Origin of the sequence: Yaniella sp. (assembly GCF_030453185.1) — a bacterium.
In the GTDB taxonomy this organism is placed as follows: domain Bacteria; phylum Actinomycetota; class Actinomycetes; order Actinomycetales; family Micrococcaceae; genus Yaniella.
Genome location: NZ_JAKDKW010000010.1, coordinates 1 through 12,561 on the forward strand (window position 1 = coordinate 1; position 12,561 = coordinate 12,561).

General features: G+C 54.8%; 9 protein-coding genes and 1 pseudogene. 6 read left to right on the forward strand and 4 right to left on the reverse strand.

The window, feature by feature from the left end:
* Positions 1–258: 258 nt before the first annotated feature.
* On the forward strand, positions 259–675 hold the full coding sequence (locus L0H14_RS02845; protein ID WP_301415854.1) for a hypothetical protein: 417 nt from the start codon (positions 259–261) through the stop codon (positions 673–675).
* A gap of 120 nt (positions 676–795) precedes the next feature.
* On the opposite strand, the gene dnaG is transcribed toward L0H14_RS02845, so the two are convergent.
* Positions 796–2,661 carry a DNA primase gene (gene dnaG / locus L0H14_RS02850; protein ID WP_301415852.1) on the reverse strand — a complete coding sequence of 622 codons (1,866 nt, stop codon included), beginning with the start codon at positions 2,659–2,661 and terminating at the stop codon, positions 796–798.
* A 230-nt stretch (positions 2,662–2,891) separates the two neighbouring features.
* Between dnaG and L0H14_RS02855 the strand changes: the two genes are divergently transcribed.
* The 3 genes and pseudogenes from L0H14_RS02855 (at position 2,892) to L0H14_RS02865 (ending at position 5,272) form a co-directional block, all read left to right on the forward strand.
* Positions 2,892–3,512, forward strand: coding sequence for a hypothetical protein (locus L0H14_RS02855; RefSeq protein ID WP_301415850.1), 621 nt, complete (start codon positions 2,892–2,894; stop codon positions 3,510–3,512).
* A gap of 258 nt (positions 3,513–3,770) precedes the next feature.
* Positions 3,771–4,484, forward strand: a pseudogene (locus L0H14_RS02860) (NAD-dependent deacetylase).
* On the forward strand, positions 4,481–5,272 hold the full coding sequence (locus L0H14_RS02865) for an NAD-dependent deacylase (RefSeq protein WP_301415848.1): 792 nt from the start codon (positions 4,481–4,483) through the stop codon (positions 5,270–5,272). The pseudogene L0H14_RS02860 and the gene L0H14_RS02865 overlap by 4 nt, the downstream one beginning before the upstream one ends.
* Here the strand turns inward: L0H14_RS02865 and L0H14_RS02870 are convergent.
* Entirely contained in the window at positions 5,269–6,603 is a 1,335-nt protein-coding gene (locus L0H14_RS02870) for a deoxyguanosinetriphosphate triphosphohydrolase (protein ID WP_301416005.1), read from the reverse strand. The genes L0H14_RS02865 and L0H14_RS02870 overlap by 4 nt on opposite strands.
* A 72-nt stretch (positions 6,604–6,675) precedes the next feature.
* Complete coding sequence (gene dusB / locus L0H14_RS02875; protein ID WP_301416003.1) at positions 6,676–7,824, reverse strand: tRNA dihydrouridine synthase DusB; 1,149 nt, start codon at positions 7,822–7,824, stop codon at positions 6,676–6,678.
* A gap of 244 nt (positions 7,825–8,068) precedes the next feature.
* On the opposite strand from dusB, the gene L0H14_RS02880 reads away from it, so the two are divergent.
* Together L0H14_RS02880 and L0H14_RS02885 are read left to right on the forward strand one after the other, a co-directional pair.
* Positions 8,069–9,091, forward strand: coding sequence for an LLM class flavin-dependent oxidoreductase (locus L0H14_RS02880; protein ID WP_301415846.1), 1,023 nt, complete (start codon positions 8,069–8,071; stop codon positions 9,089–9,091).
* A gap of 99 nt (positions 9,092–9,190) precedes the next feature.
* Positions 9,191–10,948: an AMP-binding protein gene (locus L0H14_RS02885; protein WP_301415844.1), complete on the forward strand. Its 1,758-nt coding sequence runs from the start codon at positions 9,191–9,193 to the stop codon at positions 10,946–10,948.
* A 20-nt stretch (positions 10,949–10,968) separates the two neighbouring features.
* On the opposite strand, the gene L0H14_RS02890 is transcribed toward L0H14_RS02885, so the two are convergent.
* Positions 10,969–12,543, reverse strand: a complete 1,575-nt coding sequence (locus L0H14_RS02890; protein WP_301415842.1) for a fatty acyl-CoA synthetase — start codon at positions 12,541–12,543, stop codon at positions 10,969–10,971.
* Between the last annotated feature and the right edge of the window lie 18 nt (positions 12,544–12,561).

The window sequence follows — 12,561 nt, forward strand, 5'->3', positions numbered from 1 at the left end:
GAACCAGTAACCCCTCGATTAACAGTCGAGTGCTCTGCCGTTGAGCTATGGGGGAAGGCAACAAATGAAAACTATATCAGACGCTTCTCACAGATGTCTAATCGGCCGAATGCTTCCAAAATCGGTTGTTGAAGATGCAGGACCGGTGCAAATTTTTTCGATGAACCCGTAGATTTTAATGTCAGTTGGACCTTTCGAGGACCATCGTTGAAAACCAAATACAACGAAAGAACCGAAAGAACGAAGGAGCTAAACCCAGTGTTTAAGAAAACCGATTCTAACCGTTCCAAGCTGTACGCAGGTTTCGCAGGAGTCGCTGCGCTAGCCCTCTTCACCGCATGCGGTGGAGATGAACCCGCCCCAGAAGAAGAACCTGCAGATCCAGGAGTCGAACAAGAAGACCCAGCTCAGGAAGACCCAATGGGCGAGGATCCTGCAGAAGGTGACTCCCCAGCAGAAGATCCAGCCCAGGAAGACCCAATGGGTGAAGATCCAGCCGAATCACCGGCTGAAGGCGAAGACCCAGCCGAAGCGCCAGCTGAAGGTGACTCCCCAGCAGAAGATCCAATGGGTGAGGAAACTGGACAAGAAGGCGCTGAAATTGAAGGTGCTGGCGAAAGCAACGCCACGTCCATTGTCGGTCTAGCCGGTAACGCAGTTTCCTGGGCCCTCTAACTTCGTAACGACTTTGTTCGTTTCACAAAGTTAGCGACTTCAGAATACACATTCTTGAGGTCCCATCCCAGATACGTTCTGGCCTTAAAACCGCGGCGTTTCTTGCCCCCTGACTTTATGTTAGTCAATGGGGCGCAGGAAACGCCGTTGGTTTTCTAATTCAACGAGACGTTGTTGGATCGCCTGAAAACCTTCTGGATCCTTTTCCGAATCACAGCGCTGCAATTTCCCAATGAGGTCCGCTTTTTGCTCGGTAATCTGCACTTCCAGTAGCCGATTCATAATATCTCGGCTGTACCGCATCACGTCTTCCTCTGTCGAAGCCGGCAACGGCGCCACCGCCAGTTCAGTCACAAACGAATACAGTGGCTGCGGTACTTCGGCCGTCACATGCTGAACCCAGTTCGAAGTGTCTTGCGCATTACGCGCTGCCGCCAAGATGGCCGCCTGGATTGCGCTATACACCGGGACCTTGAACTGCGAGGTAAAGAGAGCCTTCCACTGCTCTTGCGACAATGATTCGGGTCGCTGAAGAATGACTTCCAACGCTTCTTTTTCCATCCGAGCCACTGGATCACGTAAATCAGGTCGGAAATTTTGTTCGGGAACAGCTTCCACCGCTTGCGACGCCTGATGACGATCCCCGCGTCTGTTCACGGCGGAAGCTTTGGGCGCCCGCTGCACGGCTCCATGCACCGAATCTACGTCCATTCCCAACCATCCTGCGAGTTCGCGAACATATCCATCTCGCATAACGGGATCACGAATTTCATTGACGATAGGTGCTGCATAGTGCAATGCGCCCGTTCGACCTTCCACCGAATCGAGGTTGTAGTCCTTCAGTCGCGTCTTAATCGCAAACTCGAATAGCGGTTCTCGTGATTCGATGAGTTGTCGTACTGCGTCGTCACCAAAATGCTGACGCAGGTCATTTGGGTCTTGTCCCTGCGGCGCTACGGCGACGAAGGTTTTCGCCACGATCTGGTTGTCGAATTCAAAGGCACGCATGGCCGCTTTTTGGCCGGCCTCGTCTCCGTCAAAGGTAAAGATTATTTCACCACCGGAGCCATCATCGGTGATGAGCCGACGGGCGATTCGCACGTGACCCTCCCCAAAAGCCGTTCCACATGTCGCCACTGCCGTCGTGATTCCAGCAAGGTGTGCAGCCATAACATCGGTATAGCCTTCGACGACAACGAGCTGACGTTTCCGAGCCACGTCACTCTTCGCCAGATTCAGTCCATACAGAACCTGGGATTTCTTATAAAGGCTCGTTTCGGGCGTATTGAGGTACTTGGGGCCATTATCATCGGCAGCTAGCTGCCGAGCACCGAAGCCTATGGTGTTGCCCGTCATATCTTTAATCGGCCACATTAACCGATTACGGAACCGATCATAGAGACCACGACGGCCTTCTGAGAAAAGGCCTGTTTCGGTCAGTTCTTCAATCGAGAATCCGCGCTGCTGCAAATGGGACAAAAGATTGCTCCATCCCTCCGGCGCGTAGCCCACTCCGAAGTGTTCAGCATCCTCCTTGGTGAACCCTTTGTTTGCTAAGAATTTTCTGCCCTCAGCGCCCGCCGGCGAGTTGATTGCCGCTTGGTAGAATTCATCGGCAACTTGGTGTGCCTGGAGCATACGTTGACGTGTAGCAACCGTAGGACGATCCGGCACGTCCCCTTCTTCATATTCCAAGCTAATGTTGGTACCCACAGCAAGAATCTCTACGGTTTCAGTAAAAGACGTGTGCTGAATCTCCATCAGGAATTTAATAGCATCGCCCGATTCCTGGCAACCAAAGCAATGATAGAACCCTTTGGCGGGTGTCACATGGAAAGAAGGCGTGCGTTCATCATGAAATGGGCATAAGCCTTTATATGAGCCAATACCTGCAGTACGAAGTGAAACGTGTTCTTCAATCACGGACTTCAGATCTGTTACTTCAAGTACCTTGTCGATTGATTGCCGAGTGATGCGTCCAGCCATGTGCATCAGTCTATGCCGAATCTGGATTTTCGCGCAGCGTAACCCATTCGGCTGTGGACAACATATCAGCATCGGCTCACTGTTCCGCGCGTGGAGCGTCAGTCAGGGTAAAACACAACACAATTACAGACACGATGCTGGGAATTCGATAGGCTGGAGCTGAATTGGACCTTTTGAGGACCAATTTCGCAAAAACGAAAATCAACGAAATTACCGAAGGACACGATCCCATGTTTAAGAAACCTGAACCAGGTCAATCCAAACTTTATGCTGGTCTCGCTGGCGTCGCCGCGCTAGCTCTCTTCACGGCGTGCACAGCGGAAGAACCAGCACAGGAAGAGCAGCCTGCTGATCAACAGACCGAGCAGCAAGACACCAGCGCTCCCGCAGATGATGAGACCACCACGGCCGATGACGAGACCGATGACCAAACTGATGCTTCGGACGAAGCCACCGAGAATGGCGAAGCCTCCGGAGATGACGAAGTTTATTCCATCATCGACGCCGTCGAGGCTGAATACAGCAACGGATTTATCGTCGACATCGACCGAGAAGATGACGGTTCAACATACGAAGTAGACGTCGTGGCTGATAACGAGGTCCACCAGTTGGATGTCACTGCAGATGGAACAATCACCGTCGATGAGACCGATACTGATGACGACGACATCCGTGAGGCAGAACAGGCAACGGTTACTGTGTCCGAAGCATTGGATAAGGCATTCAGCCAGCACGCTGATGCACGCTTCGACCAGATCCAGCTCGACGAAGACGACGGATCGATTCACTGGGAAGTTGACTTTGAGGGCGACAATGACGAGGACATCGAGCTCGAAGTTCCTGCCACATAGTACTAACGGTCGAAGTCAGCACTAGCCTGTACTTCACCAGGACGGCGTCTTGCATCGCTGGCTCATCAAGAGAGGGCGCACGATGCTAGGCGCCGTCGATCTTTAACTGCTTGAGACCATCTTGCGCCCCGAAAATTCGCCGCCACAATACGCCTGGCCTACAGTGGTGGCATGCGCAATGATTTACGTTCAGCAATTGGCAACGCTCGAGCCCACCTGAACGATGCTCAACGCATCGCAGTGCTCACAGGTGCAGGTATGTCAGCAGAATCAGGCATCCCGACCTATCGCGATGCTCAGACTGGTTTGTGGGAGAAATATTCACCAGAACAACTGGCAACAGCCTAAGCCATGTCGGATCAACCTGAGCTCGTCTGGTCATGGATCTTGCATCAAGCACGTGTCATGCGCTCCGTAGAGCCCCATGAAGGACACAGCATCTTAGGCACATGGCAACAAGAACTGAGCAAAAATGGTGGTTCATTAGATATCATCACTCAGAACATCGATGACCTCCACGAACGTGGAAACGCAGAAGTACTGGCTCATTTGCACGGTTCAACATTCACTTTTCGATGCTTCGAATGTGACGCGCCATCTGACTATGCACTTCAAACAGGCACCCCAGAACAATTAGCAGCCACTCCGGAACTCGACCAATTGATCCTGGAGGATCCGCCCTCATGTACTAACTGTCAACACGGATTCATCCGACCAGACATTGTTCTGTTCGGTGAGATGCTGCCGCAACAGGCCATAGATGACGCCCTGGACGCCGTGCGATCCGCCGATGTTGCACTAGTCATCGGCACATCAAATATCGTGCAGCCGGCTGCTTCACTGCCCATTGCCGCTTCTGCAGCAGGTGCCAAGATCATCGAGATAAACCCAAATGCTACTCCCCTATCCGAGGAGGCCGATGTTTATATTCAAGGCACGGCTCGCAACGTATTGCCTGAGCTCTACACATGATGGCCGATATTGAAATAGCGGCCAAATGGGTAGCCGAAGCACGTTCAGTCGTGGTGTTAACGGGCGCTGGTATGTCAGCGGAATCTTCCGTCCCTACGTTCCGTGATGCCCAAACCGGACTCTGGGAACGCTTTGAACCGGAACATCTAGCGACTGAAGATGCTTTCCGGGCCGACCCGTCTCTTGTATGGACCTGGTATGTGTGGCGATCCATGCTCATTGATACTGCCATACCGAATGCCGGCCATACGGCTATCGGTGCATGGCAAAAGCATTTGGCAGTCAATAATGGATCCTTGACCGTGGCCACGCAGAATGTCGACGACCTCCATGAGCGTGGCGGAGCTGACGATGTATTACACCTGCATGGTTCGCTGCATAACTATCGGTGTCTCGAGTGCAGCCGACCAGCAGCGTTTGATCCGAGGGCTGCCGGGATTCGCGCCGAACGAGAATTCGATGAGGACAACATACTTGAGCCAGTAGCCTGTCCACATTGCGCTACCGGTATCCTTCGGCCCGGCGTCGTCTGGTTCGGTGAAATGCTACCGCAAGATGCTTTTAGCTCGGCAATACATGCGCTTCAGCAAGCCGACCTGGTCCTCGTGGTTGGGACTTCAGGCCTGGTCCAACCAGCCGCCTCATTGCCGGTCATCGGCCAAGAAGCAGGGGCGAAGCTCGTTGAAATGAATCCGGTGCACACAGACCTGTCGAACACGGCGGATATTTACCTGAAATCAACCGCAGCAGCCATGATGCCACAACTGTTAGACGAACTACTGGCCTAGAGCTGCATCCCATGCGGCAGCGTCGTTGGTTGGGCAGTCCCACGTACTAAGTTCCCGTGCCACACTAGGGCCGATGTATCGGTTAGAGAGGCCACCTGGTCGATGACCACGCGTTTTCGCACGGCATCGTTGGGCGCAGCTCGCCAGTCCTGAGCATGCATGGGTTCTAAAAACTGGGCATCAGTGTTGAGCAAGAATTCAACGAGCTCCAGGAGAATCTCTCGTTGCGCTTCGTACAGTGGCTGACGACGTGCAGAAGACATAACGTAGTGCGCAGCGATTCCCTTCATGGTCGCGATTTCGATTTCAGTTTCCTCTGGAACGATGACGTCCGCTGTGTGGCGGGTGAGCGGATCATTGCCGTAAGCATCGCGGGTGGCTTCAAAAGCGGCGGTAGAGAACCGTCCGATGAGCTGCGAGGTCATATCTTTCAATGCAGCATGTGCATTGCGGGCCCCATCGGCGCTCATCACCCACGTGGGTGTTGCTTCAAGCCGAGACAACGCCGCCTCGATGGCCTCGAGTTCCGTGGCGGGTAGATACCACTGGCGGGTCGTCTCAATAGCACCCGCGCGCTGTTCGGGATCGGTGAGCCAGCCTAGTTGGAACATGCCTGAAACAATGCCGTCTTCTACGTCGTGGACACAGTAGGAAACGTCGTCGGCCAAGTCCATCACTTGGGCTTCCATGGATAACCGCTGGGTGCCGACGCCTTCCCGGAACCAGTTAAACACCGCTTCGTCGTCATCGTAAACCCCAAATTTTCGAGTGGGTTTGCCATCAGACTTTAGCGGCGCATCTTGTTTCAGCCACGGGTATTTGGTTGCCGCGTCCAGTGCGGCACGTGTGAGATTCAGTCCTGCCGGGGTGCCGTGGTCCGTCATTTTCTTTGGTTCAAGGCGGGACAATAACCGCAGGGTTTGCGCGTTTCCTTCAAATCCACCGATTTCAGCGGCAGCTTCGTCCAGGGCCTTTTCACCATTATGGCCAAACGGCGGGTGTCCCAAATCGTGTGAAAGACAAGCCGCCTCGACGACATCCGGGTCGCAGCCGAGCGAGCGCCCGAATTCACGCCCCACCTGGGCAACTTCTAACGAGTGCGTTAGCCGGTTACGGATGAAATCGTCATCTCCCGGCGAAACCACCTGTGTTTTTGCAGCGAGGCGACGCAGTGCGGCCGAGTGCAGAATACGAGCGCGGTCGCGTTCAAAGTCCGAGCGGTACGTGGATTTCTTGGGTTCTGGTACCCATCGGGCCATATCCCAGGGAGCATAGCCGGGGGTTTGGGTTGCTTCGCCGGCGTATGGTGGCCGATATTGCGGCCAGAACAGGCTGGGCTGTTGCGAATTTCTAGGGGCTTTTGCATTCTGCCCGTTGAGTCCTTGACCGGTGTTGCTCACCGTTTAGCCCCCTGAGATATCCAGTTCTGCTTCGTGAATCTGTGCGCGATGTTCGTCTGTGATCTCTTGAGAGTCCAGCCAGCCGTCAGGCAAATGTGGTTTCTTCGGTGCTCCTGCTCGCCCCCGGGGTCCTTCGGCATCAGCGCCAGGATAAGGCACTGTGCGGTCAACGGTATCTAAGAGCTCTCGCAATCGGTCTAGTGTTTCGACTGCGGTCAGTGCTCGACGCATATCGCCGCCGACCGGGTAGCCCTTAAAATACCAGGACACGTGCTTGCGGATGTCGCGCAGAGCTTTGTCTTCATTGCCGCCGAACGTTTCAACCAGGAGTTCCGCGTGCCGGTACAGCACGTCGGTTACGGTGCCCTGGTCGGGATGGAAGCGTTGGTCAGAACCAGTGAAAGCGTTTTGGACATCTCCGAATAGCCAGGGGCGCCCCTGACAGCCGCGCCCGATGACAACGCCGTCAGCTCCCGTATATTCAATCATTGCCATGGCATCTTCGGCCGACCAGATGTCGCCGTTGCCGAGCACGGGTACTTCTGTCACCGCTTCTTTGAGTCGTGCGATGGAATCCCAGTTCGCTTCGCCGGAATAGTGTTGGCGCATAGTGCGACCGTGCAGTGCGACTGCAGAGACTCCGACGTCTACTGCACGACGGGCGGCTTCGATATAAGTAAGGTGTTCTTCATCAATGCCCCGACGCATTTTGATGGTGACCGGGATATTGGCGCGCTCGGCCTCTTTGACCGCACCGGCCACGATTGCGGTGAAGAGATCGATCTTCCACGGAAGCGCAGAGCCACCACCATTGCGGGTGACTTTAGGGACTGGACAGCCGAAGTTCAGGTCAATGTGGTCGGCACGGTCTTCTTCGACCAGCATCCGGACTGCTTTGCGCGTGTACACCGGGTCCACCGAGTACAGCTGCACTGAGCGTGGGACTTCATCTGCGTCGTGTTCGATGATGCGCATAGACTCCGGGTGACGTTCCACCAGAGCTCGCGCGGTCACCATCTCGGAGACGTAGAGGCCTCCCCCGTATTCGCGACATAGACGCCGAAACGCAGTATTGGTAATACCTGCCATGGGTGCCAAAACAACTGGCGTATCAATAGTCATGTTGCCAATCTGTAGCGGTGATAGGCGCATTGAAGTTACCGATGGTACAGGGTGTTGAGAACCCTGGTCTCCGCTGCCACGATCGCGGGTTGAAAAGGCGGGGCCCGGGCCTGTGGTCGCTGTCTTTGATGAAACGGTAGTCATAACACACCTAGTATCCCAGACTCCAGCCCCAAACGCCCAGTCGACATCTGAGCCTGTGGAGAAATCATGGTGAAATAGTGTCCCGCACCTGAGCCGGAATACATTTATATGGCGCATCGTTGAGTCTTGTATGCAGAAAAAACTTGGATTTTTGAATTTCGGCAACTTTGGTTACGACCGCGCAACGGGGACCGTCGACCCGAAAGCGGCTTTCGATGATCAACTCGCCATGACCGTGGCAGCCGAAGAAGAGGGACTGGATGGTGCTTGGATTCGGGTCCACCATTTCCAGTGGATGATGTCAGCACCGTTTCCTACACTGTCTGCCATGGCCGCACAGACCAACAGCATCGAGTTGGGCACCGGTGTGATTGACCTCCGTTATGAAAATCCCCTGTATTTTGCTGAACAGGCTGCTACCACCGACCTCATCTCAGATGGGCGCTTGCAGCTTGGTATCTCGCGCGGCTCACCTGAGGCAGCTATTGATGGTCAGAAACAATTTGGGTACACCCTAGAACCCGGTCAAACCTGGGCCGATCTCGCCCGAGAACGCGGACAACGCATCCGCAACGCTGTGTCTGGCCATCCCGTAGCGACCGGTGACCCAAACTCGCCGTGGTCTCCGGGCGGAGCAACTCAACTTGTGACACAACCCCAGTCCCCCGGACTAGTGAATCGTCTCTGGTGGGGATCAGGTTCCACCAGCTCGGGAATCACCGCAGGGCAGCACGGATATAATTTGCTGTCTTCAACGCTATTACTCCAAGATGACGGTCGCCCGTTCCACATTCAACAAGCCGACCAAATTCAGCAATACCAGGATGCCTACGCTGCGTCAGGATTCACAACCGGTGGCTTGGCGGCAGTCAGCCGCTCGATGTATGCGCTCCGCTCGATCCAAGACGAGCGAATGTTCGGCTATGCCGGCAACAGCCGAGACCAGGCCGGCCAACTCGAGGGCGGTCCCGCACGTTCTGGCCCAACGTATGTTGGCAACGTAGAGACGCTGGCTGAAATGCTGTCCCAGGACCAGGCTGTGGTCGATGCCGACTACGTTCTCTTCGCCAACCCCGCCCAGCTGGGGCCCGAACGGAATCGGGAAATCTTTGCCGGCTGGTATGAGGTCTTCAAGCTGCTGGGCTGGAAGTAAAGTTTCCCAAGAGTTACTTGACGACTCACATACCAACGTGTGCGTCGTCGTTGATTAGAATGATCTTCGGATCTGACCTGTTGTTATGAAGGATGCTCAATGAATGTGACCGAACAATATCGTGCAGCGCGTGATCGTCTCATGGTGTTGGATCCAACCGATGTTGCCGAAAAGTTCACGTGGCCAGAGTTTGAGCACTTCAATTTTGGCTTGGACTGGTTCGATGCGATCGCCCAGAATCCAGCCCGAGGCGACCAACCAGCTCTGATCGTTACCGGAGACACTGGTACCCAGACTCTGACTTTTGCCGAACTGTCGGCCCGCTCAACACAAGTGGCGGGTTGGTTCCAGTCACTCGGTGTAGCTCGCGGCGATAAATTCATGATGATGTTGGATAACGAGATCGAGCTGTGGGAAGCGATGTTGGCCGCCATCAAAATTGGTGCTGTCATTCTCCCCACCACAGTGATGTTGGATTCCAAGGCGCTGGCCTCACGCGTCAAACGCGCGGGGGTGCAGTGGGCCCTGACCAACCAGCAAAACATTGGCAAATTCAGTGAGCTCGCCGATTTTGGCGTCGACTCGGCATCCGTAGGGTTGTTCGTCACCGGCCACGATCCCGTCGATGGCGCCTATGCCTATACCGATGCCTACGCTTCCACCCATGAGTTGACCATTGATGGGCCAACTCCCGCCGATGCAGAAATGCTGGTGTATTTCACCTCAGGCACCACCAGTGAACCAAAGATGGTTCTGCACACCCAAGAGTCGTATTCGGTCGGACATTTCTCCACCCTGTACTGGTTGGGGGTCAATGCCGACGACGTCCACCTGAACATTTCTTCGCCAGGCTGGGGTAAGCACGCATGGTCGTCATTCTTTGCCCCCTGGATCGGGGAAGCTACCGTATTATCGGTCAACTACGCGCGTTTCGATGCCACCACGATGCTAAACGTGATCGAGGAATTTTCGGTGACCAGCCTATGCGCACCTCCCACAGTGTGGCGCATGTTGATTCACTCGAATATGGCGCAAGTACAGAATCCACCGACCAATGCCCTATCAGCGGGCGAACCACTCAACCTTTCGACTCTGGAAAGTGTGCGCGAGGCCTGGGGCGTGACCATTCGTGACGGTTATGGTCAGACCGAAACCACCCTTCAAATTGCTACGACTCCGGGACTTCATGTACCTGCCGGGGCCCTGGGGAAACCATTGCCGGGTTTCCAAGTAGAACTCGTCGATGAGCTCACTGAGGAAGTCATCACCGGAGCTGGTACCGGACAAGTTGCCCTCCGTCTGGATCCCAAACCCGTTGGACTGACACCGGGATATTATTTGGATGAAGAACGCAACGTTCAGGCATTCGGTTCGGACCTGTATTTGACCGGGGATCTGATGTCCCGTGATGACGACGGTGTGTACACCTACGTGGGCCGTGCTGATGATTTATTTAAAGCCTCGGACTATAAGCTGTCACCGTTTGAGCTGGAAAACGGCCTGATGGGCTACCCGTCTATTTCAGAAGTCGCGATTGTGCCTAGTCCGGACCCCATCCGTACAGCGGTGCCAAAAGCCTATATTGTGTTGGCACCCGGCTACTCCCCGAACGCGGAAACCGCCGAGGCTATTTTTGTCCACGCTCGAAGTGCACTGCAACCGTACGCGCGGATCCGCCGTCTAGAATTTGTGACGGGCTTGCCCAAGACTGTTTCGGGCAAAACACGTCGAGTCGCGCTTCGACATGACGAAGTTCAAGTGCACGGCGATCAAGGGCAGCACACAGCCACAGTCCTAGCCAATCGAACAACAACTGAGGGCTACGGGCATGAATACTCCGATGCCCAGTTCCGCTAAACAGCGGTTCCCGGCGTCGCCTATTTCAATTCACGTTTGAGCAGTTTGCCCGACTGGTTCCGCGGTAGCTCCTCAACGAATTCGATATGTCCAGGCACTTTGTGCCGAGCCAAGGTCTCTCGTGTGAGGTCGCGGATCTCGTCAGGGCTGACGGTTTCTATACCATCTTTAAGCACGATCACTGCGGTGACCTGTTCGATCCACTTTTCGTGTGCGCGGCCAACAACGGCCACTTCTGCAACTGCCGGATGCCGGTAAATGGCGTCCTCAACTTCACGGGATGCTACCAGGACGCCACCGGTATTGATAACGTCTTTGATCCGGTCCACGACTTCGATATAGCCGTCTTCATCCATGACCACGAGGTCGCCAGAACGGAACCAACCATCCATAAAGGCTTCCGCGGTTTGTTCTGGTTTGTTCCAGTAACCTGAGAACAGTTGTGGTGAGCGATATTGTACTTCTCCGGGAGTCCCAACACCGACTTCTTCACCCGTGGAAGGATCGACGACGCGGAGCTGTACCGTCACCACCGGACGGCCAGCCGAGGCAGGACGTTCGTCATGCTCTTCGGGGCGCAAAACTGTACACAACGGTGCCATTTCACTTTGACCAAAGCAGTTATAGAAGCCAATCTTGGGGTATTCCTCTCGTAGCCGTTGCAGCACAGTAACGGGCATGATGGAGGCCCCGTATTGAGCCTTCTGCAGCGAGGAAAGATCGCGCTTTTCTAGGTCCGGGTGCTGTGACAGCGGAACCCACACGGTTGGGGCCAAAAACAAGGAACCGATCTGTTCTTCTTCAATCCGCCGGAGGATCTCGGGAATATCTGGGATACGCATCAATCGGATGGTGGCACCCAGCATCAGATATGGTGCACTAAACACGTGCATGGCAGCTGAGTGATACAGCGGCATAGGAACCAGCGGATTATCATCTGCGGTCATGTCAAGCGACTGTATGGTGCCGTTGTAGTGGGCCAGCAGGGCTCGTTGTGTGAGCATTGCCCCCTTCGGAGCTGAGGTGGTGCCCGAAGTGTAGAGCAGCTGCGCCAGGTCTGCTTCTTCGGCAGTATCCCATGGTTCCAGTGCGAAGGCATCTTCTAGGGTCTGGTCATCTGCCAAGACCAACTCAATATCTTCAAGGATCTGAGAGATCTTCACGACATTGTCGAGTCCACTTGATTCGGCGATACCACGCACCGTGCCCTCGTACTCGTCGTCCACGATGATGGTAGCCGCCGCGCTGTCGTCAATAAGGTACTGCAGTTCAGGCCCGGTCAAGGCAAAGTTGATCGGTACGTGCACCACCCCGGCACGAGAAGCTGCGAAAAACAGTATGAGGAATGTATCTGAGTTCTTCCCCATGACTGCCAAGCGGTCACCGGCTTGTAGCCCCAAGCCACGGAGTTGTGCTGCTGCGGCAGTAATGGCCTGATTCAGCGCAGTGTACGTCCAGCTACGGTCCTGGTACTTCAGCGCGATGTTGTCGCGCTGCGTTGCAGCAACTCGAGCTAGCTGCAATGAGACGGAATTTCGTTGGCTGGTTCGAATCTGTTCTTCGACCGAAGACGAGCGTAGACCCGTGGTGTTCATAAGGTAGCTCCGTAAATA